The 22,489-nt window shown below is 31.9% G+C and carries 16 protein-coding genes; 12 read left to right on the top strand and 4 right to left on the bottom strand.

Annotated features, from left to right (window positions below; translation table 11 throughout):
* The coding region (locus Q0921_RS24630; protein ID WP_299261781.1) for a gliding motility-associated C-terminal domain-containing protein at positions 1–1,356 on the top strand (1,356 nt) is incomplete at its 5' end.
* A gap of 3 nt (positions 1,357–1,359) precedes the next feature.
* The gene (locus Q0921_RS24625; protein ID WP_299261779.1) at positions 1,360–2,289 is read left to right on the top strand and encodes a PorP/SprF family type IX secretion system membrane protein; all 930 of its coding nucleotides are present in this window, start codon (positions 1,360–1,362) and stop codon (positions 2,287–2,289) included.
* 48 nt (positions 2,290–2,337) lie between these two features.
* On the opposite strand, the gene Q0921_RS24620 is transcribed toward Q0921_RS24625, so the two are convergent.
* The 4 genes from Q0921_RS24620 to Q0921_RS24605 form a co-directional block, all read right to left on the bottom strand.
* Entirely contained in the window at positions 2,338–2,982 is a 645-nt protein-coding gene (locus Q0921_RS24620) for a response regulator transcription factor (RefSeq protein WP_299261777.1), read from the bottom strand.
* Positions 2,972–5,218: a tetratricopeptide repeat-containing sensor histidine kinase gene (locus tag Q0921_RS24615; RefSeq protein ID WP_299261775.1), complete on the bottom strand. Its 2,247-nt coding sequence runs from the start codon at positions 5,216–5,218 to the stop codon at positions 2,972–2,974. Before Q0921_RS24615 ends, Q0921_RS24620 begins: the two co-directional genes overlap by 11 nt.
* Entirely contained in the window at positions 5,215–7,233 is a 2,019-nt protein-coding gene (locus Q0921_RS24610) for a tetratricopeptide repeat protein (protein ID WP_299261773.1), read from the bottom strand. Before Q0921_RS24610 ends, Q0921_RS24615 begins: the two co-directional genes overlap by 4 nt.
* A 70-nt stretch (positions 7,234–7,303) precedes the next feature.
* Positions 7,304–8,638 (bottom strand): DUF1343 domain-containing protein, encoded by a 1,335-nt coding sequence (locus Q0921_RS24605; protein WP_299261771.1) that lies wholly within the window; start codon positions 8,636–8,638, stop codon positions 7,304–7,306.
* A gap of 8 nt (positions 8,639–8,646) precedes the next feature.
* Here Q0921_RS24605 and Q0921_RS24600 point away from each other — a divergent pair, with 8 nt between their 5' ends.
* The 10 genes from Q0921_RS24600 (at position 8,647) to Q0921_RS24555 (ending at position 21,959) form a co-directional block, all read left to right on the top strand.
* Positions 8,647–9,888, top strand: coding sequence for an FtsX-like permease family protein (locus Q0921_RS24600; protein WP_299261769.1), 1,242 nt, complete (start codon positions 8,647–8,649; stop codon positions 9,886–9,888).
* A gap of 100 nt (positions 9,889–9,988) precedes the next feature.
* The gene (locus Q0921_RS24595; protein WP_299261767.1) at positions 9,989–11,350 is read left to right on the top strand and encodes a pyridoxal-phosphate dependent enzyme; all 1,362 of its coding nucleotides are present in this window, start codon (positions 9,989–9,991) and stop codon (positions 11,348–11,350) included.
* A gap of 159 nt (positions 11,351–11,509) precedes the next feature.
* A complete protein-coding gene (locus Q0921_RS24590; RefSeq protein WP_299261765.1) occupies positions 11,510–12,490 on the top strand; it encodes an AraC family transcriptional regulator in 981 nt (326 codons plus the stop codon).
* Between the two features lie 417 nt (positions 12,491–12,907).
* The gene (locus Q0921_RS24585; protein ID WP_299261763.1) at positions 12,908–14,200 is read left to right on the top strand and encodes a DUF2851 family protein; all 1,293 of its coding nucleotides are present in this window, start codon (positions 12,908–12,910) and stop codon (positions 14,198–14,200) included.
* Positions 14,201–14,217: 17 nt separating this feature from the next.
* Positions 14,218–14,439 (top strand): PspC domain-containing protein, encoded by a 222-nt coding sequence (locus tag Q0921_RS24580; protein ID WP_299261761.1) that lies wholly within the window; start codon positions 14,218–14,220, stop codon positions 14,437–14,439.
* Between the two features lie 2 nt (positions 14,440–14,441).
* Positions 14,442–15,449: a TrkA family potassium uptake protein gene (locus Q0921_RS24575; protein WP_299261760.1), complete on the top strand. Its 1,008-nt coding sequence runs from the start codon at positions 14,442–14,444 to the stop codon at positions 15,447–15,449.
* A gap of 99 nt (positions 15,450–15,548) precedes the next feature.
* Positions 15,549–17,150, top strand: coding sequence for a sodium:alanine symporter family protein (locus tag Q0921_RS24570; RefSeq protein WP_299261759.1), 1,602 nt, complete (start codon positions 15,549–15,551; stop codon positions 17,148–17,150).
* Positions 17,151–17,168: 18 nt separating this feature from the next.
* Entirely contained in the window at positions 17,169–18,041 is an 873-nt protein-coding gene (locus Q0921_RS24565) for a helix-hairpin-helix domain-containing protein (protein ID WP_299261758.1), read from the top strand.
* Positions 18,042–18,161: 120 nt separating this feature from the next.
* A complete protein-coding gene (locus Q0921_RS24560; protein WP_299261757.1) occupies positions 18,162–19,325 on the top strand; it encodes an acyl-CoA dehydrogenase family protein in 1,164 nt (387 codons plus the stop codon).
* 654 nt (positions 19,326–19,979) lie between these two features.
* Complete coding sequence (locus Q0921_RS24555) at positions 19,980–21,959, top strand: thiol-activated cytolysin family protein (RefSeq protein WP_299261756.1); 1,980 nt, start codon at positions 19,980–19,982, stop codon at positions 21,957–21,959.
* Positions 21,960–22,489: the final 530 nt, after the last annotated feature.

Raw genomic sequence — 22,489 nt, 5'->3', positions numbered from 1 at the left:
CCTGTTGTTGAATTTGTTAGTGATGATACTTCTGTTGCTGATTTGATCACAAGAACGTATCGTATAACGGACGAAGCGGGTAATAGTATTAATGTTACTCAGACCATTACCATAAATGATACGACAGATCCTACTGCGAGCGATCCAACATCAATTATTGTAGCATGTATTTCTGATGTACCTGCGCCTGATGTTACAGTGGTATTGGATGCGATGGATAATTGTACTACGAATCCCGTTGTCACTTTTGTTAGTGATGATACTTCCGTTGCTGGTTTGGTAACAAGAACGTATCGTATAACGGACGAAGCTGGTAATAGTATTAATGTTACTCAAATCATTACGATAGATGATGCAGAAGCACCAATTATAACATGTCCAGATAATCAAACACTAACTATAGGTTCTTTAATTCCTGATTATACAGGCTTAGTTATGGTTACGGATAACTGTGATACTTCTCTAAATATTACCCAAACTCCAGCTGTAGGAACAGCTTTTGTTGATGGAATGACAATAGAGTTCATTGCAACTGATTCTAACGGAAATTCTAATAGTTGTTCGTTTATAATTACAGCTTCTTCGGATACAGAATCTCCGGTAATTGATTGTATAGCTGATCAAACTCTTTCTTGTGATGCTCAAATAATTTTGGATTATAGCTCCGAAATTACGGTGATGGATAATATGGATCCTAGTCCAATCATAACTCAGGAGCCAGCTCCTGGAAGTGAAGTTATAGATGGAATGGAGATTGTGATAACAGCAACTGATGCCAGTGGGAATAGTTCTGATTGTCGTTTTAGATTATATATAGATACAATATCAATAGAAGCTGGAGAAGATGTAGAAATTGAAGAAGGACAAGAAATACAATTGAATTCTGAAACTTTGGATTTGGGTACTATTGTTTGGTCTCCTCAAACTGGACTTTCAGATACAACTATTTTCAATCCAGTAGCAAGTCCAACAGAGACTACTACATATATAGTAATATTTACCAGTGAGGAAGGATGTATTGCTGAAGATATGATAACCGTGTTTGTAGAGCAACTTCCTGAAGATGAAACTAAATATGGGTTCTCTCCTGATGGAGATGGAATAAATGAATTTTGGGAAATCGACGGAATCGAAAATTACCCTAATAACAAAGTTCTAATATTTAACCGTTGGGGAGATTTAGTTTTTGAAATCAACGGATATAATAACACTTCCCGTGTTTTTGACGGAATCGCTAATCGAAAGAGAAGCTTAGGAGCTGATAAACTTCCAGAGGGAACTTATTTCTTTAACATTGAAACTGAGGGTACAAACAATTTAAGGAAATCAACCGGTTTCCTTGTTTTAAAACGCTAATTCATGAAAAAAATCTATATACAATTGATAGTTGTTTTACTATCAAATGGATTCTTATTATGCAAAATGTACGGTCAGCAAACACCGGTTTTTGCAAACTATGATTACAATGCAATACTAATAAATCCAGCTCATGCGGGTTTTTATCCAAATACTGATGTAACGTTAACAAATAGAGGATATCTAAATCAAATTGATGGAAGCCCTAGAAATATAGGGTTGACTTTTAATACACCATTAAATTCTCGTAATGTAGGCTTGGGAGCAGGATTTTCTAGCGATAAAATAGGGGTTACAACCGCTACAAGCTTATTTGCATCTTACGCTTATAAAATCATTTTTGACCATAATTATAATCGCGCAAGATGGTGGTCTTATAATCCTAACGTATTATCTTTTGGAATTACAGGAGGGATATTGTTATATAATGAAAACCTACAGGAATTAGGAATACAGAATGATCCTAATTTTGAGAATAATATTAATACTACGATCCCTACTATTGGAATCGGAATTTTATATAACAGAGAACATATTTATGTTGGATTTTCAGCTTCTAATGTTTTGGTAAATTCTTTGGCTTCTGATGATAATATAAACCTTGATAACCCATTATATGCATATATGGGGTATAGATTTTTTACGACCCGTTTTCAGGAATTAATGATTAAACCAAATGTTCTCATAAAATACGTTTCTGGAGCACCAATTCAGACAGATCTTAATCTTACAGTAAACTATAAAAATAGAATTGAAGGCGGGTTGGGGTATAGAACGAATTCGTCAATAAACTTTCTGGCCGGTTTTTATTTCTTTGATCACTGGAGGTTGCTTTATAACTATAACCAAACACTAAGAAGTAATCCGATTAATAATACACACGGAATTATTCTTAGTTACCGTTTTGGAGCTGGTTTTAGTAATAAAGGATAGCCCAAAAAAATCGTAAAGTCGTTCTTTGTTCTAACTAGAAAAACAAAATCAATCTTGAATATAATTCATTTTCATTGCATACTTAGTTAGTCCAGCAAGATTTCTTACGCTAAGTTTAGCAATTAGATTCTTCCGGTAACTTTCTATTGTATGTTTACTTAAGAACAATTTATCAGCAATTTCCTGAGTTGTGAATTCTTGTGCGATTAAGGTAATAACATCTATTTCTCTTTGAGTAAGTTTTACTTCTTCATCTTTCTTTTTAGAAAACTTATTTTCCATGTAGATGTCTTTTATCTCACGCGAAAAATACTTTTCTCCTTTTAATATAGTTTGTATTGCTTTAAGAAGTTCTTCTTTTTCTGCATTTTTAGGTACATAACCATCGACATCATGCTCAATAAGGTTGTCAATCATATCTGGGTTATTGTGCATGCTCACTACCAAAGTTTTAATATTTGATTTTCTTTGTTTTACAATTTTATTCAGAGCGATACCATCCATTTCTGGCATTGTGATATCAGTGATAATAAGGTCTATCTTTTCATCTGGATTAATCTCTAAATATTTCGCTATATGTTTGCCATTTTTAGCAGTCAATAAAATATTATAATCTTTTTCAGAATTCAAAATACTTAATAAGCCATCCAAAAACATTTTATGGTCATCAGCTATAATTAGGTTATATTTCATTTATGGTCGGTGTTAGGTTGGTTATTTCTATATTAATAATAGTTCCTCTTTTAATTCTAGAATCGATATCTATAGTTCCGGAAATCTTGTTTAATCTACTTCTTATATTTCTAAATCCAATTCCTTCTATGTTTTTATTTGTATCAAAACCTACGCCATCATCCTCGAATAAAATACTTAACTCATTTTCTACCAAATTAAGTTGCAACTCTATAAAAGAAGCTTTTGCGTGTTTAATACTATTGGTAATTAGTTCTTGGATAATTTTAAAAGTTTCTATTTGTAATTCTTCTTCTAATAGATCAATTTCTTTTCTTGGATATACGCTGCAAGAGGTCACAAGACTGCTGGCCCCGCCAATGTTTTTAAAATATTCTTCGAGTACATCACAAAAATTATTTTTACTAAATTTTTTAGGAATCAAGTTATGAGAAAGATCACGAACTAACTCATAGGTATCGTCTATTTGAGTATTGACACCTTTCAGTGCACCTTCGATTTTATTTTCAGAATTATTTAATTGGAGTTTAATCGCAGCAAGATTTCCTCCGATACTATCGTGTAATTCTTGTGCGATTCGTTTTCTTTCTTTATCCTGACCTTCTACAGAAGCTTTAATAACCCTTAATTCTTGATCTTTTAGTAAGGATGAAATTTTTTCCTCATTTATTTCCTCTTGCTTTATAGTTAATTCACTTTGAGCCTTTATTTTTTGATAATAGGTAACGAGTAAACCAATTACAGGAATTAAAAGTATTAAAAAAGAATATAAAATAATATTTTTAAAACCTTTTTGTTTAGTGGTTTCAGCCTGTTGGACTGCTAATTGTGCATCTTTGATTTCTTGATTTTTCTTTAGAAGAATATTTTCATTTAATGTTTTTTCCGTTGAATTCTGAAAAGATAAAAGTTTATTTTCATTTTCTTTCTTCTCTATTTCACTCTCTTTATTTTTGATTTCTTGTTTAAGCGTTAGGTTTCTAATCGCTTCTTCGCGATTTGCTAATTCCAGATTTCGATTGGTGTTTTCTACTTGAAGAAATTTTATTTCTTTCTCTTTTTGTAAAGTTTTAAATTTCACTTCCAGTTCTCTGATATGATTGTCTTTCTGAAGCTCCCTAATGGAATCTTTTATTTTAATTTTTTTCTCAAAGTATATATAAGCATTTTTATAATTTTCTTGTGCTTTTGAGCTTTCTTCCAAATGATTGTATATTGTAATTTGTTTATCGAGAAAACCAAGTTCTTCAGAAAGTAATAGTGATTCTTGATAGGCTTTTTTTGCCTCTTCGTGCATCCCTTTATCTTGGTATACCAGACCAATATTATTCATAGCATCTAAAGTAGGTCTGCGATACTTTTTTTCTTTCCCTAAAACGAGTGCTTGATTATAATAGGATAGTGCTTCATCATAGTTTTTCATTAGATGATACTGTGCTCCTATATTTTGTAATATTACCATTTTATTTCTTGAACCCTTGTCGTCCTTAAAATATTCAAGAGTTTTTTTTAAATAAGAAAGAGCTAGTTCAAAATTATTTTTATAAGAATAGGCAGTTGCTAGACTTATGTATACTGTAAATATAAACTTAGTATTCTCCGTGTATTCAAGACAAGATTCTAGAAGTTTGATTGCATAATCATAATCCTTTAACCTAATGTATGTTGTAGCTAAATTGTGTACTTTTCTAAAATATCTTCCCCTAGTTTGATGTTTTTGAGCAATTTCGATACCCTTAAGATGCCATTTTTTGCTTTCTTCTAATAAGCTTTTGTCTCCATATGCATTGGCAATAATATTATATGCAGATGATAGACTTAGCATTGATAATGAGTCTTTTTGGTTTCCGATTAGTTTTATGGTTTCGTATCCATAAAACAATGCGGAATCAGCTAAGTTTCTATCATTGTTATAAATTCCAATAATGATATTAGCATAGATTTTGTTTTTTTTATGTTTTGTTTTTTTTAATAAACGATGACTATTAGTGTAGGCGTCTAGTTCTCTTTCTGTTCCTAGAAACTTGTATGCTTCATCTAACTGTTTTTGTTCTTTAGAATAAATATTCAATTTTTTAGTAGATAGAGATAGGGTATTACCATCAACTTGTCCATACACACAAAAAGAAATAAATAATAAGACAAAGATTAGTATTTGCTTAGAGAAATTACAAAATTTCAGACTAGTTAATAGAATATGATTAGATAATTTCATCTGTTCCTTCATTACTATCATGATATCATTTTTTTTTCTTCATTCATTTTGGTAATTACCGGAATGGAGATATCTATGATAGTACCTCTGTTTATTCTAGAATCAATAAATAAAGTTCCTGAAATATTTTCTAATCTACTTTTTATATTCCGAAATCCTATACCATCTTTGTTTTTATTTACATCAAATCCTTGTCCATTGTCTTCGAATATTATGTTTACAATCTTTTCCACAAGAGTAATTTGTAATTCAATAAAAGAGGCTTTTGAATGCTTAATAGTGTTGGTTATTAATTCTTGGATTATTTTAAAACTTTCGTCTTGTAAATTTTCTTCTAAAAGGTCAATCTCTTTTCTTGTATATGCACTAAATGAAGTAATCAAATTACTTGCGTCTCCTATATTATTAAAGTACTCTTCTAAGACATCGCAGAAGTTATTTTTACTAAACTTCTTAGGAATGAGGTTATGCGAAAGATTACGGACTAGTTCATAGGTATCATCTATTTGAGGATTTATCCTTTTAAGAATACCTTCATTTTTTTCAGAAGCATTATTTAATTGAAGTTTAATCGCTGCTAGATTTCCTCCAATACTATCGTGAAGCTCTTGTGCGATTCGTTTCCTTTCTTTGTCTTGTCCCTCAATAGACGCCTTTATAACCTTTAATTCTTGATCCTTTAGGAGTGAAGATATTTTTTGTCGACTAATTTCTTTTTGTTTTTGATTTAATTCACTTTGAGTTTGAATTTTTTGATAATATGTGATTAGCAAGCCAATTACTGGAATTAGAAGAATTAAAAAAGAATATAAAATAACATTTTTAAACCCTTTTTGCCTAATTGCTTGTTCTCGTTCCAATTCAAGCTCTAGATTTCGATTAGAATTTTCCGCTAATAAAAGTTTAATTTCTTTTTCTTTTTTAATTGTTTGATATTTTACTTCTAGTTCACTGATTTCTTTATCTTTTTGTAGCTGATTAATAGAATCTTTTACCTTATAATATTGAGTAGTAAAATAAAGAGCACTTTTGTAATTATTTCTTATTTTTTCGATTTCACTAAGGTCTTTATAAATTTCCATTTGTGTAGAAAATAGTCCTAGCTCTATAGCTTTGTATAGACATTCAGAAAGTATTAATTCTGCATCCTTATAATTACCTATTACCATTAAGACATCCCCTATATTCGCTTTTGCTAATAAAGATATTTTTTGAAATTGTTGTTTATCTGCAACTTTAGCAGCTTTTTGATAGTTTACGATAGCTTTTTTGTTTTCACCCATTTCTTGATAATTAGCACCTAGATTAAGAGCTATTACTGCCAATGCCTGATACTGATTATCTTTTATTGCTAATATTTCGGCTTTTTTAAGATAATTGTTGGAGGTCTCAAAATCTTTTAAATTAGCATATATGGTACCTATATTAATATAACTACCATAAATAATTTCGGGTTCATCATTATATGTTAGGCACTCTTCAAAAAGTTCTAGTGATTGTTGATAGTTCCCTAATTCGCTATATGTTAGGGCAAGTCCATGTAATTGTGTGAAATAAAGATTTTTTTCTTTAAAATCTTCTGTTAGAGCAATACCTTTTTGATGCCATTTTTTACTTTCATCTAATAATCCTTTATTCTTATAATTGATGGCTAAAATATTATAAGCTAAAATTTTCCCTCTGGTACTTAGAGAATCATTTCCTACTTTATTAAATTTCAGGGACTCTTCCACATAGTAAATAGAAGAATCAATTAATGTTCTGTTTTTATAATAATAGGCCAATAATAAATTAGAATTAGCTTTTGCGTATTCAGTTTTTACAGTTTTTAATAAATGATGCGCAATTTTTACTATTTTTTGATCTTCCTCACTATTAAGAACTTTAAAAGCCTTGTCAATAAGTTTTCTTTCTCTATCAAGGAGAGTGTCTTTTTTGAAAAAAAAAGGGATGTTATTATCCTTAACCTGAGCAGTACTGGTTAAATAAAATATTAAGAAAACACAAAAAAATCCTTGATGTAATAACTTAGGCATAGTCAAAGATATTCATTTTGAAAGGTATAGATATCCCTGAAAACAGGGTTCTTAAAGATCCCTTTTTATGTTAATTATAGAGAAGATATTGTGCTCTTATTTTTTTGAAATTTTCAAGATCTTTTATCCAGGTTTTTTTAATTTCTCTAGCAGTATAGCCTTGCTCTATTTGTTGTTGTAATTTTTGCGTTCCTGCATGTATTGTAAATGATTTGGTATTAAAAAAACCTTCTTTATTTTTAGAATTAAGATAGGCGTCAAGCAGCCATTGTAGGTTTATACTATCAAGTCGTTCGGTTTTTTTTAGATCTTTTCCATAACAAACTTCTCCTTTATGTTTTGGATATTTGGATCCAAAATTAGGTTGTGGAGTATATGCAAAATCATATTGATCAATTGGGAAATCGGGAGAACCAAAAATTTGAAATTGCATTTCCGTACCACGACCTGCATTTATAGTTGTTCCTTCAAAAAAACCAAGGCTAGGATAAAGATTTATCGATATATCATTTGGTAAGTTAGGAGAAGGTCTTATCGATAAACTATAAGGCGTTTGGTGTGTGTAATTTTGGACAGGTATAATCATGACTTCACATTTTAGATTATCTCCTAACCAACCTTCACCATTTACCATTTTCGCATATTCACCTATAGTCATACCATGAACTAGCGGAATAGGATGGACTCCAACAAAACTGGAATGTTCCGGTTCTAATGTGGGCCCATCAATATAGTGTCCATTAGGATTAGGGCGATCTAAAATTAACAAAGGAATGTTATTTTCGGCACAAGCCTGCATCACATAATGAAGCGTAGAGATATAGGTGTAGAATCGTGCCCCCACATCTTGAATATCAAATACTACAATTTCTATATCAGAAAGAGCTTCATTAGAAGGCTTTTTGTTTTTACCATGTAAAGAAAAAATGGGTAATCCTGTTTTAGTATCTTTTCCATCTGCTACCAATTCTCCTGCATCTGCTTTTCCTCTAAAACCGTGTTCTGGAGAAAAAACCTTTTGGATGTTAATGTTTCTTGAAAGTAGAGAATCTACTAGATGCGTATATTGTTCTAAGTCAGTTGGAGTAACTCCTTCTGTTTGTAAAAGAGGTCCTAGATTTGGAAATTTGAAAATAACAGAAGTTTGATTACCAACAATAGCTATTTTTTTATCTTTTAGTAAAGGTAGATAGCGTTCAGTTTGATTAGCTCCTACAATAATTGGTTCCAAAATGTTCAGAGAATCTTGTTTTTGATGTTCTGAAATGACGCTTTTTACGTTAATAATGGGCATTTTACCATTAGGAGTAGTCTGAGATGAAGTTTTTGTTCCGCTTCCACAAGAAATAAGCAGTGTAAAAAGGAATAAAAACGTATTTTTGAATGCATTTCTGATAAAAACCATAGATAACTTTGAATTTCGAATATTTTATTGCCAAACGCCTTATCAAAGGTAAGGAACATAAAAGTAGCATATCGTCTGCAATCATAAAAATAGCCATTTTTGCTATCGCTATAGGTATGGTTATGATGTTAATAACGGTTGCTACCGGTATAGGTTTACAACGTAAAATTAGAGAAAAAGTTGCAGCGTTTAACGGACATGTTATTATTACTAGTTATGACAATAATAATAGTATAGAGTCTTTAATACCCATTAAAAAAGATCAACATTTTTATCCAAATTTTGTTGATGTAGAGGGTATAAAGCATGTCCAGGGTTTTGCCACAAAAGGAGGTCTTATTAGAACTGAAGATGATTTTGAAGGAGTTGTAGTTAAAGGAATTGGAAACGACTATGACTGGTCATATTTTGAAGAATATTTAATAAAAGGAGCCTTGCCAGATTTTAAGGATCCCAGAAATAATCAGATATTAATATCGGCTTATACTTCATCACGATTAGGTTTGGAAGTAGGTGATAAGGCAAATACTATTTTTTTAAAGAAAAACTCTAGCTCTAATATTCCGGCCAATATTCGTGCTTTTGAAATTGTAGGGATATACGATTCTGGTTTTCAGGAATTTGATGAGAAATTTATTTTTGCGGATATAAGACATATCCAAAAAATGAATAAGTGGAAAGATGGTGAAGTAGGAGGTTTTGAAGTCTTTATAGATGATTTTGATGAAATAGATAAAAAAGGTAAAGAAATCTATGAGAGTATTCCGTCTGATTTAGAGGCGCAAACGATTGCTTTAAAGTATGGTAGTATTTTTGAGTGGTTAAAACTGTTTGATTTAAATATTATAGGTATTATTGGCATTATTATATTGGTAGCAGGAATTAATATGATTACGGCATTACTCGTTTTGATATTAGAAAGAACACAAATGATAGGGATCTTAAAATCATTGGGAACTAATGATTGGAGTATTCGAAAAGTATTTTTATATAACGCAGGATATTTAATTCTTCTCGGTTTATTTTGGGGTAATCTTATTGGTATAAGTTTGTTGTTTATTCAGAAACATTATGGAGTTATTGGTCTTAACCCTGTTACTTATTATGTAAGTACTGCTCCGATTTATATAAGCTTAGGATATATTATTTTGCTCAATATAGGAACTACGTTACTGTGTTTAACAATGCTTCTAATACCATCTTATGTAATTGCTAAAATATCACCTTCTAAGGCAATAAGATTTCAGTAGTAGTAAATAAGGCATCTTCCTCTTACTTAATGACTTTGTATTTGTATCTTTGCACCGCATAAAAAACAATTGTAAGAGACCGTAATAAATTAGTAAGCTTGTGAAGTACGCAAATAATATATTAGAAACCATTGGTGATACACCTATGGTAAAGATGAATGCTTTAGTAAAAGATGTAAATGCACTGGTATTGGCAAAATATGAGACATTTAATCCCGGAAATTCGGTTAAAGATCGAATGGCTCTAAAAATGGTTGAAGATGCTGAGGCTGATGGAAGATTAAAGGCTGGAGGAACTATTATCGAGGGTACTTCTGGTAATACCGGAATGGGATTAGCACTCGTAGCTATTATAAAAGGATATAAGTTAATCTGTGTAATGGCAGATAAACAATCCAAAGAAAAAATGGATATTCTACGAGCAGTTGGTGCCAAAGTGATGGTATGTCCAACAAATGTGGAGCCAGATGATCCTAGGTCATATTACTCGGTTTCTAAAAGATTGGCAGAAGAAACTCCTAATTCTTGGTATGTAAACCAATATGATAATCCATCTAATGCAAAGGCACATTACGAGAGTACAGGGCCTGAGATATGGGAACAAACAGATGGAAAGATTACTCATTTCATTGTAGGAGTAGGTACTGGAGGGACAATTTCTGGAGTTGGGAAATACTTGAAAGAAAAAAATCCTAATATTAAGATTTGGGGGATAGATACATATGGTTCTGTTTTTAAGAAATATCACGAAACTGGTATATTTGATGAAAACGAGGTGTATTCTTACATAACAGAAGGTATCGGAGAAGATATTTTGCCTGAGAATGTAGATTTCTCCATTATTGATGGATTTACGAAAGTAACAGATAAAGATGCAGCAGTATATACACAGAGACTTGCTAAGGAAGAAGGAATGTTTCTAGGTAATAGTGCTGGAGCTGCAATTAAGGGATTATTACAATTAAAAGATCATTTCACAAAAGATGACGTAGTTGTTGTGTTATTCCATGATCACGGAAGTCGTTACGTAGGTAAGATGTTTAATGACGATTGGATGAGAGAACGCGGTTTTCTAGAAGAAGAAGTATCTACTGCGGTAGATTTAGTTAAAAATCACATAGAAAAACCTTTGGTGACTGTGAAAACCGAAGAGCTGGTTTCTCATGCAATAGAACGTATGCGTAAATTTCAGATTTCTCAAATACCGGTTTTGGATAGTGAAGGTTTTGTAGGTTCTGTGGATGAAAGTGCTTTATTTACTGCATTTCTCGAAGATAAAAATATGGGTGATACTCCAATTAGGGAGATTATGAATGACCCTTTCCCAATAGTCGAAGCAAACACATCACTTGATGAAATATCAGGATTAATAAAAAATGGTAATCCAGCAGTTCTTGTAGCTCTTGATAATGGTAAACATCATATCATCACAAAATATGATGTTATCAGTCATATAAAATAAATTATTATATTTATATCAGGTAAGGAACCCCCTTTATTAGTTTAACAAGCTAATATAGGGGTTGTTTTTATACACTAATTTTAATTTAGATACCGTTTTACGCAACTTTATCGTAAAATATCAATCTATATAGAAAGATTCGTATAAAATCTTAGGGCTATGCAAAAATATTCATTCGACTTTTCTAATATAGATGATATAAGGAACTATTTTAGATCTCAATTAGATCCGAAAGGAACTACTGATAGAATCTATTTCCCACCCGAAATTGGAGAAGGGTATCTAAGTTATTATAAAATATCTCCAGAGGTTTTTCTTTTTATTAATAATTATAAAGCGCACGTTGATATAGAGTATGAAAGAGAGCCTATTGCTGAAAAAGATATTATCCTGCATTTTAGAAAGTATTCATTGGATCATCAAATAAAGAAAAATGAAATTATAAGCTCGTATTCTGATGGTTATACTCCTGGAAATATGAGATGCATGGATGCACAACAAGGCGAAAGAGTTTATATAACTAAAGGAGCTGAAGTAAAATCTATTATGATTGTACTGAAAAGTGAATATATAAAACCCTATTTTCTTAAAAATAGTGATATGGCGGAAAGAGTAGATAGCTATATTCGATACTCACATCAGCATATTGATAAATTTTATCTTTCGTATAAACAGTCTATTCTCTTTGATCAGATTGTTTCTCCAGATGTTAGTAAAGTGGAGAATTATTTATTTTTTATTGCAAGAGGAATTCGTTTGCTAGAAACGTTCTGGAAAGATGTTTTGATGTGGGAGACAGAAAGTAATCCTTTTAATATAAATAGTTCACAAGTTGGCAGTATTTATAAAGTTAGTAATTATTTGGAGCATAATTTACACGAACCATTTATTGGTGTAGATCAATTGTCGTCTATGGCACATATGAGTCGTACGAACTTTTTTAATATGTTTAAAGAGATTCATGATCAAACGCCTTTAGAATTTTTTAATAATAAAAAATTGGAAAGCTCTTATAATATGATATTTGCAAAAGGGTTGTCTATTAAAGAGGTAATGGATAATCTAAATTATTCTAATTCTTCAAAATTTAAAAAAGCTTTTTTTAATAAGTTTGATATTTATCCAGATATCCAAATTTGATTACACCATAAATTAATATAAAATAAAGATGGTCATCAAAAAATGACAACCATCTATAACCTAACACAAACTCAACTAAGCTTAGGATTTTGTAATCTTTATATTTTCTTGAAATTATCTTCCCTATTTCTAAGAACAAATTAAAGAAATCAAATAATTTTAGCAATTTCCATTAATACATAAAATCTTACCAATAGTACATTTTTATCGTATTTAAGTCTTTTTTAAGAATTATAAACACAAAATAGTACTATTTAATTCAGAATAGTATGATTTTAAGGGGGAATACCTCTATCTAATAAGCTTAAAAAGGTTTTTTGTTATTTAAAACGTATGAATAAGAGGTAACATTTTGATTATTGCTTACACATAACTATAGAAATCAAGAAGATTTTCAAATTAGTAATAAGTAATAGTATGAAAGAAGAGTTTTTACACTACCTATGGAAATATAAAAAATTTAATTTTTCAAACTTAAAAACAACAGATCTGTTACCAGTTATACTTCAGCGAGTTGGAGAGCACAATCAGATGAATTCCGGACCGGATTTTTTTAATGCTCAATTGGTTGTCGATAATCAGAAATGGGCTGGCAATGTCGAGATTCATATCAAGTCAAGTGATTGGTATGTGCATCATCACGAGAGTGATCCTGCCTATGATAATGTTATATTACACGTGGTATGGGAAAATGATGTTGAAATTTTCAGAAAGGATAATTCAAAAATCCCTGCCCTACAACTTAAAGATTATATTGATGAAAATATAATGTCTCAATATCAAAAGCTTTTTCAAGATAAAGATGTGAGTTGGATTCAATGCGAAAAAGAGATTTGTAAAGTGTCTGATTTTGTAATTTTCAATTGGCAGGAAAGACTCTATTTAGAAAGATTAGAACAGAAATCAGAATTAATAAAAGAATTATTAGATAAGTCTTCTAATGATTGGGAAACAGTTCTCTTTAAATTATTGTCAAAGAATTTCGGGTTGAAAGTTAATAGTGATTCTTTTTTAAGCTTGGCTAATTCATTTGATTTTTCAACTCTTAGAAAATGTAGTAATAATCTAAAGCAGTTAGAAGCTTTGTTTTATGGACAAGCCAATTTGCTGAATCCGGATTTCGATGTTTTATATGTTAAGGAGTTACTGAAATACTATCAGTTTTTAAAAAATAAGTTTACTTTAAAAAATCACGGTGTATTGCCTTTTCAATTTTTTAGGCTGCGTCCTTCTAACTTTCCAACCATTCGGATATCTCAGTTGGCAAACCTTTATGTTAAAAATAAGCAGCTATTTAGTAAGATTATTTTGATTAATGACCTAGAAAAGTTCTATGAACTATTTGATACAAGCGCTAGTGATTTTTGGAAAACCCATTATACTTTTGATAAGGAATCTTCTATTAGAAAGAAAAGGGTAACAAAGTCATTTATTCATTTGATTTTAATCAATACAGTTATTCCTGTAAAATTTTTGTATGCAAAGAGTCAAGGAAAAGATGTTTCAGAAGAAATTTTCGGATTAATATCTCAGTTACCTGTTGAAAAGAATACGATATCAGATAAGTTTATTAGTTTAGGAGTGAACATGGAAGATGCGCTGCATTCTCAATCTATGATTCAGCTTAAGAACAACTACTGTGATCAAAAAGCGTGTCTAAAGTGTTCGATTGGTAATTATTTGTTGAATAGGCAGGATAGTTTGAGATAATATAATTATTTTGCATTATGCTTTATGATCTAAGACATTTTTTAGAACGGAACGGATTTTATGTTTCCAGCAGATTCGCTGATCGATTAGGAATGCGCGCAAAAAACGTGCGTTTGTTTTTTATTTACTTAACTTTTGCTACAGCAGGTTTGGGTTTCGTAATTTATCTTAATCTTGCGTTTTGGCTTAGATTAAAAGATTTAGTCTACACCAAAAGAACTTCAGTATTTGATTTGTAAGTATGTTAAAAAGATTTGGGTCTAAAATATACATAGCATTAGTTTTGCTAATGACTGTCGTTGCGGTGGGAGTGTTAGGATTTCGTTTTTTTTCGGATTATTCTTGGGTAGACGCTTTGTATATGACGATTATTACGATGTCTACAGTAGGTTTTGGAGAAGTACAACCATTAGACGATACTGCTAAGTTGTTTACAATATTTTTGATTACGACTAGTGCTTTAATATTGGGGTATTCCTTATCTGTAATTACTGAATATATTGTTGGTAAAAGTGACCCACATCGATTACAATATCGAAAATTGCAAAAAATGATGGATAAATTAGAAAACCATATAATCATTGTCGGTTATGGGCGGAATGGTAAACAAGCTGCTGATAAGTTATTGGCATATAATAAGCCTTTTATTATTATTGAAAATGATAAAGCTGTAATTGAAAAGTACCAGAGTGATGAACTTTATTTTTTGGAAGGGAATGCTACGGAAGATGATGTACTTATAGAGGCTAAAATAAAAGATGCATTTTGTTTGATCTGTACCTTGCCAGAAGATGCTGATAATTTATTTATAGTGTTATCGGCGAGGCAAATTAATAGGGGGCTTAAGATCATAAGCAGAGCGTCTCAAGATGCATCTTATAAAAAAATAAGACTTGCCGGAGCTGATAATGTAATTATGCCAGATAGAATAGGAGGAGATCATATGGCTTCTCTAGTAGTAGTTCCAGATTTAATTGAATTTTTGGATAACCTTTCTATTGTAGGTAGAAAATCTATCAATATAGAAGAAGTATCTTTTGAAGATATGTTTGAAGATTCAAATGAAAGAACCATTAGAACGATCGATATGAGATCAAGAACTGGATGTACTATTATAGGGTATAAATCTCCGGATGGTGAATATATAGTTAACCCAGAAGCGGATACAGTCTTAATGCCAGGATCTAAAGTAGTTGTTCTAGGTAGACCAGAACAGGTGAACCAATTGAATAAAGAATTTAATATTTAGACGTGACAAAAGATTTAACCGTTAAATAATTGTAAACAATGGTTTTTTTTAGGATCTTGCTCACTTCTAAAAAAACTAAATTCAATTAACTCACACATTATGAAGAGAATTCTTCTTTCAATTTTAGCTTTTACAATTCCATTTATAACATTCGCTCAAGAAACCACAGAAAAGGGTTTAGATCAAAAAATAGATGAAGCTTTTCAACCAGTTTCCGATTTCTTCTCTAAAGTAATCTTTTTTGAAGTTTTTGCTGGAGCACCATTTGTTATTATCTTATTGGTATTAAGTGCTATTTTCTTTACTCTATATTTTGGATTTCCAAATATTCGATATTTCGCAAAAGCAATTAATGTGGTACGAGGTAAGTATGACGATGTAGAAGGTCATAGTTTAGGAGATCCTGATGCGGCAGTAGATGGAGACATACGAGATACAATAAGAGACGAAAGTAAAGAGGGGGAAGTTTCTCACTTTCAGGCGCTGGCAACGGCAGTTTCTGGAACTGTTGGTAATGGTAACATTGCTGGTGTTGCACTGGCAATTGCTTTAGGAGGTCCTGGAGCAACTTTCTGGATGATTATTTGTGGATTATTAGGAATGTCTACCAAATTTGTGGAATGTACACTTGGTGTGCAGTATAGAGATGTAGGAGAAGATGGAACTGTTTATGGAGGTCCAATGTATTACTTGAGTAAAGGACTTAAGGAAAGAGGTTTTGCTACACTTGGTAAAATTGCGGCAGTTATCTTTGCTATATTCTGTATCGGAGGATCTTTTGGTGGAGGTAACGCGGCTCAATCTAATCAGGCAACTATTGTATTGAAAGAGCTTATGGGGTTAGAAAGTGCAGGCGCAGGAACAATTATTGGTGTTATACTAGCAATTCTAGTAGGAATCATTATTATTGGTGGAATAAAGAGAATTGCTTCTGTTACAGAAAAAGTAGTTCCCTTAATGGCAGTGATGTATATCCTTGCTTGTTTGTATATAATTTTTAGTAATTTTTCTTTTATTGATGATGCACTTGCTATGATCGTAACTGAAGCTTTTAATCCAAAAGCAATAGGAGTTGGAGGTTTTATAGGAGTTTTATTAGTAGGTTTTAAAAGAGCTGCATTTTCTAACGAGGCCGGAGCTGGATCAGCTTCCATAGCACATTCTGCTGTAAAAACTAAATATTCAGCTTCTGAAGGGCTTGTAGCCTTACTAGAACCATTTATCGATACGGTAGTAATATGTACGATGACTGCACTGGTAATTATTATTTTTAATTCTGGAGGTGCTTTTCAGTATGGAGGAGATGGTAGTGGTGCTGTTTTAATTGATGGCGTATCTTATGAAGGAGCAGGAATAACTGCACAAGCGTTTGGTAAATTTATACCCTACTCTAATATATTTTTGACTATAGCTGTTGTACTATTCGCAGTATCTACCATGATATCTTGGTCATATTATGGATTACAATCCTGGAAATTCTTATTTGGTAGAGGTAAGACAGCAGATTTAGTGTACAAGATATTGTTTTTAACATTTGTAGTAATAGGTGCCGCAGCAAGTATGAATTCTATTTGGGCATTCTCTGATGCAATGATTTTTGCAATGGTATTCCCGAATATGGTTGGGCTGTTTTTCTTGTTCCCTGTTGTTAAAAAACAACTTGGCAGATATTTTGACGCAATAAAAGCTTCTAAAAATTAAGATTATTTATCGTCTTATATGAAATTAATAAAATCCCATTTCGAGATACATAGACGTTTCCGAAATGGGATTCTTCTTTTAGTAGTATTGATTTTTGTTTCCCTTATAGCCTTTTACTTCTATCCTAGTTCTATAAATAGTTCCAATAACTTTGGGGAATTAGCAAGATTTCAAACGCAAATCGACTCTCTTAAGCAGGAAGCGATCAAGAAAAAGAAATCATACAAACTAAGGCCTTTTAACCCTAATTTCATAACTGATTATAAGGGGTATACTTTAGGTATGTCAGCAGAAGAGCTGGATAGACTTTATTCATATAGGAAAGATGATAAATGGATAAATTCTGTTTCAGAATTTAAGAGTATTACCAAAGTTTCTGATTCATTATTGGCTGTAATTTCACCACTATTTAAATTTCCTGATTGGGTTAAAAACCCTAAGAAGTCTAAGTCTTACTCAAAACTAAAATACCCAGTAAAATCTTTTGCTCAGAAAGAAGATCTAAATATAGTAACATCGGCTGAACTTCAAGAGACAATAGGAGTACCTGATTTTATTGCTGAAAGAATTATAAAACACAGAAAGAATTTGAGCGGATTCATAAGTGACCTTCAGCTCAAAGATATTATAGGGCTTTATGAGAATCAACGAAATAAGATTTTGGCGCTATACACAGTTAAAACAAAGAAGGAAATAGAAAGGATTAATATAAATAGAGCTTCAGTAAAAGAATTGATGGAAGTCCCTTATTTTGATTTTGAAACTGCTTTGGATATCAAGGATTTTATAGAAGAAAATAACGGGATATCAAATCTTGAAGAATTAGGAAAAATAGAGGGTTTTTCTTTAGAAAAAATAGATAGAATAGGGTTATATTTGATATTAAATTAAAAATCGGAAAAAATTACTGTAAATATTGATAATACTTAAATTTTAGTTTAGGTTTTAAATTGTTTGTTTCTTTCTTTACAGTAATATGTTGCTATATAAATTAAAGTTATTATCTAAAACATGTATTTTACAGAAGAGCACGAATTATTTAGAGAAAGTCTTAAGGACTTTTTACAAAAAGAAGTAGTTCCACATATTGAAAAGTGGGAGAAAACTGGAGATATAGAACGGTTCATTTGGGAAAAGTTCGGAGAGATGGGTTATTTCGGAATTGCTTATCCTGAAGAATATGGCGGGTTAGACTTAGATCTTTTTTATACCGTTATATTTTTAGAAGAACTACAGAAAATTAATTCTGGAGGTTTTGCTGCAGCAATGTGGGCACATGCATATCTGGCAATGACACATGTTAATAAAGAAGGCGATCATAGAATTAAAGAAAAATACCTAAAGACCAGTATTACCGGCGAAAAGATTGGGTGTTTGTGTATTTCTGAACCCTTTGGAGGTTCTGACGTGGCCGGTATGAGAACTACAGCTGTAAAAGAAGGCGATTCTTATGTTATAAATGGATCTAAAACGTTTATTACTAATGGAGTTTATAGTGATTATTTGGTAATTGCTGCTAAAACAACTCCTGAGTTAGGGAACAAAGGGATTAGCATCTTCATTATGGATCGGGACACGCCAGGTATTTCTGCAACGAAATTAGATAAATTAGGTTGGAAAGCATCTGATACTGGAGAAATAGCTTTTGATAATGTAAAAATCCCTTTGGAAAACTTAATGGGTGAAGAGGACAAGGGATTCTCTTATATTATGCAACATTTCGCATTAGAGAGGTTGATAATGGGTATTAATGCGCACGCTAGAACAGAATTTGCTCTCGATTATGTTATTAAATATATGGGCGAGCGTGAAGCTTTCGGAAGAACCATAGATAAGTTCCAGGCACTGAGGCATACAGTGGCAGATATGGCAAGTGAATTAGAAATGTGTAAAGAATTTAATTACTCTGTAGCTAAAAGGTTGAATGAAGGGCAATATGTAGTAAAACAAGCTAGTATGTCTAAATTACTTTCTACAAAAATAGCTGACGAGGTAATTTATAAATGCCTTCAGTTGTTAGGAGGATATGGTTACATGGAGGAATATCCGCTAGCCAGATTGTTTAGAGATAGTAGATTAGGTCCAATAGGAGGTGGAACTTCTGAAATCTTAAGAGAGATTATCGCCAAAATGGTTATTGATAAGAAGGAATATAAACCAGCTGTTAAAGAATAATCAAAAATAGCTTTTTGGCGAAAATTGTTTTTTCAATTCGCCAAAATGGTTATTGATAAAAAGGAATATAAGCCAGCTGTTAAGGAATAATCAAAAATAGCTTTTTGGCGAAAATTGTTTTTTCAATTCGCCAAAATGGTTATTGATAAGAAGGAATATAAACCAGCTGTTAAAGAATAATCAAAAATAGCTTTTTGGCGAAAATTGTTTTTTCAATTCGCCAAAATGGTTATTGATAAGAAGGAATATAAACCAGCTGTTAAGGAATAATCAATAAGATACCTTACTGACTTGTGAACTTTTAAAAGGTTTTTTATTTGTCTATAGTTTTAAGACAAACAAAAAACCTTTTTTTTCTTCATATTATCTTGTGTCTATATGAAGTTGTCGAGCTTTTTTGATCCAAAAAAAAAGGTTGATGATCACTTTTTATTTCGAAATGTAAATCAAATCAGGTAAACTCGTTATGTATTGTATACCTGATACATATGTGCTATAAACCCAAAATCTAAAGGAATAATAAGAATTCCTTTTAACCGCTTTTTTTCCTTCTAAACGCTTTTTTTTCGCCCTCATCTTATTTCTTTTTTTCAACATTCACTGCATTTGTAGTATTGCACCATAAATCATTTATCTAAAACTCATTAATGTATTATGAAAAAGCTATCAAGATCTTTTATCAATTTCAGTGTATTAATTTTATTATGTCTCGCTTTGGGGTGTAGTAATGATGATTCAGTTAATTCCGAAGACCCAAATGTAGGAGGAGAACCCTTAACATATGATGATGTGTTTTCTATCGGAAATGAGATTCCTTCTTTTAATGAAGAAAGAATAGAAAACATTGTATCTGTAGAAGAAGCACCTTTAGATGAGGATAATGCAGATGGTACTACTTCTAGATTTATTTGTGTTACCGAAACTGTTAATTTAAGAGATGGTACAGGAAAGTTTAATTTATTCGATACGAATGCTGAAGTCATATTTCCTGGAAATTTGTTACAAGGAAGTACATTGTCAGAACCTACACCTTCTCCGATTGTGGTTGAACGTGCAGGAGGAACTATTTCTATAAATATTAATAACGGAAATTTGCAATCCTCTGCAGAAGTAGATGAGGTAAAACGTAGTACGATACAAGATGCAATCAATCAAATTATCAGTACTTCTGGCGAAGAAGCACCTGCAAATTTTACAGTAGACATCGAACAGGTAGAGTCTGAAGAACAACTGGCTGTTGAGTTAGGTATTAACGTACGTGCCTTTAGAGTAAATGTTTCTAGCAATTTTAGTTTTAGTACAGAAAAAGAATTTAATCGTACACTAGTTAAATTAGACCAAAGTATGTACACGATGAGTTTTGATTTGCCCACAGATATCGGACAAATTTTTGACGAAAGTGTTACTCCTGAAGATTTAGCGCCATTTGTACAGCCCGATAATCCGGCAACATTTATTTCCTCTGTAACTTTTGGACGTGTTTTTTACATGTTGATAGAATCGACTTCTACGCGTCAAGAAATGGATGCAAGTATCAATGCAAGTTTTTCAGGCCTGGCCGTTAATGCTTCAGCAAGCTTAGATGTTTCCTCTGTTGAAAGCTTAAGCGACTTAAAAATAAAAGTTATTGCATATGGAGGCCCTTCTAGTGGTGCTTTTGAATTGATTGGTGAAACGAATATTCGAGATATTGCTTCAGCATTAGGTCAAACTTCTGACTTACGTTTTGCATTGCCCATTTCTTATGTAGTACGAAGTGTAGAACGTCCTGATCAAATCGTAGGTGTAAACCTAGCAACAGAATTTGGTAGAACTACTTGCGAGTTAAAAGGACAATTACCACTAAGAGCTTATCGAAATCTAGTGGATATTTTCGGTGCTGAGGATCGTATAGGAGCCGCTTTTAATATAGATGGTGCAGTAATAGGTGTCTATAATGATGCGGGTGATAGATATGCTATTTATGATGCAGGACTAGGAGAGGTATTAGGGATATTTGATCATAATGATCCCGACGGACCTCTAGGAGTTAGTAATTTGGATAATGTTGGAGCTGGTTTCAAGCATACTGAAACTGATAAAGGATTTCCTGAAAATACGGTGGTGCTTACAGATAAAGGAGGGATTAGATCACATAGGTTTTTTGTGAATGATAATTTTAATATAAATGATGCAAATCCGATTGGAGTTTATGCTTCCAATACTGAAAGTATCGAGACTATTTTGAGTACTAATAGTTCTCCGTTTCCCTTTTCGGCAGAGGGTATTTCTGCAGCCGCAGGATTGCCTTCTAATTTAGCTGATGGTAATAGAATGACTTCTATTATTTTTTCTGGTGGGTCACCTGAGTTTATGCAAAACCTTTTTTCCAGTAGTACAGCTATGAGTAATGTAGCAACACAAAATTTATCAGTATTACTAAAAGAGGAAGGTAACGATAGTTTTAATAAAATAAGGGCTGCGGCTGTGATACGTTTTTTAGGAGGTGAAGAAGAACTCCTACTCATTAACGAAGAAGGAGATTTAATGATGTATTTGAGTGACTTGAATGCCAGAAGAAGAGACGTGTATAGAAGAATTAGAGAAGTTGATAATTTTGAAGCTATTTATTCCGGAATTAGAGTACTGAAATAATAGTTTTTCGAGTATCATGATCCAGTCAATCGAACTTATTTACAGTAAGTAGCTATAGTAATTGCCCTGAAATCCCTTCCCCAAGTTTACTATTTATGATTCCCCGATGGCTCTGCCTCGGGGTTTCTGATTTACTTTCTTTGGGAAGTTGGAATTACCTTTTCACAATTATGAATAGTGTAAAATAAAGAATTTAAGTTTTGGACCCTAAAAGAAAAATGAACTCACAGGAGGTGGAGCGTCTGAAGTTTTGAGGGAGATTATCAATAAAGTAATTATTGATCAGAAGAGATATAAACGAGCTACTAAAGATTCCTTGTTGTTATAATGTTTTTTCTGAGAGTTTTATAAAATCCGCAGCTTATAGTTGAGTAACTAATAAGTCTTGCGGATTTCGTTTATTTATTAGTTAAAAAGTAATGAATCATTAAGTTTTTGTGTCTGTTTTTGTGTAAGTGTTAATATTTTATCAACACGAAAACGTTTGCGTAACACTTCAAACGTTTTCGGTATATGCAAAAATATTACAT

Origin of the sequence: uncultured Aquimarina sp. (genome assembly GCF_947496855.1) — a bacterium.
Lineage (GTDB): Bacteria > Bacteroidota > Bacteroidia > Flavobacteriales > Flavobacteriaceae > Aquimarina.
Note: the sequence above shows the minus strand (reverse complement) of the source record. Positions and strands in the feature narration are given on the sequence as shown.

What these genes read in the sequence shown, in the direction of transcription:
- Q0921_RS24570 (WP_299261759.1), top strand. Translation starts at nt 15,549, where the DNA reads ATGAAGAGAATTCTTCTTTCAATTTTAGCTTTTACAATTCCATTTATA.
- Q0921_RS24565 (WP_299261758.1), top strand. Translation starts at nt 17,169, where the DNA reads ATGAAATTAATAAAATCCCATTTCGAGATACATAGACGTTTCCGAAAT.
- Q0921_RS24555 (WP_299261756.1), top strand. Translation starts at nt 19,980, where the DNA reads ATGAAAAAGCTATCAAGATCTTTTATCAATTTCAGTGTATTAATTTTA.
- Q0921_RS24615 (WP_299261775.1), bottom strand. Translation starts at nt 5,218, where the DNA reads ATGATAGTAATGAAGGAACAGATGAAATTATCTAATCATATTCTATTA.
- Q0921_RS24620 (WP_299261777.1), bottom strand. Translation starts at nt 2,982, where the DNA reads ATGAAATATAACCTAATTATAGCTGATGACCATAAAATGTTTTTGGAT.
- Q0921_RS24625 (WP_299261779.1), top strand. Translation starts at nt 1,360, where the DNA reads ATGAAAAAAATCTATATACAATTGATAGTTGTTTTACTATCAAATGGA.
- Q0921_RS24585 (WP_299261763.1), top strand. Translation starts at nt 12,908, where the DNA reads ATGAAAGAAGAGTTTTTACACTACCTATGGAAATATAAAAAATTTAAT.
- Q0921_RS24610 (WP_299261773.1), bottom strand. Translation starts at nt 7,233, where the DNA reads ATGCCTAAGTTATTACATCAAGGATTTTTTTGTGTTTTCTTAATATTT.
- Q0921_RS24590 (WP_299261765.1), top strand. Translation starts at nt 11,510, where the DNA reads ATGCAAAAATATTCATTCGACTTTTCTAATATAGATGATATAAGGAAC.
- Q0921_RS24560 (WP_299261757.1), top strand. Translation starts at nt 18,162, where the DNA reads ATGTATTTTACAGAAGAGCACGAATTATTTAGAGAAAGTCTTAAGGAC.
- Q0921_RS24605 (WP_299261771.1), bottom strand. Translation starts at nt 8,638, where the DNA reads ATGGTTTTTATCAGAAATGCATTCAAAAATACGTTTTTATTCCTTTTT.
- Q0921_RS24575 (WP_299261760.1), top strand. Translation starts at nt 14,442, where the DNA reads ATGTTAAAAAGATTTGGGTCTAAAATATACATAGCATTAGTTTTGCTA.
- Q0921_RS24580 (WP_299261761.1), top strand. Translation starts at nt 14,218, where the DNA reads ATGCTTTATGATCTAAGACATTTTTTAGAACGGAACGGATTTTATGTT.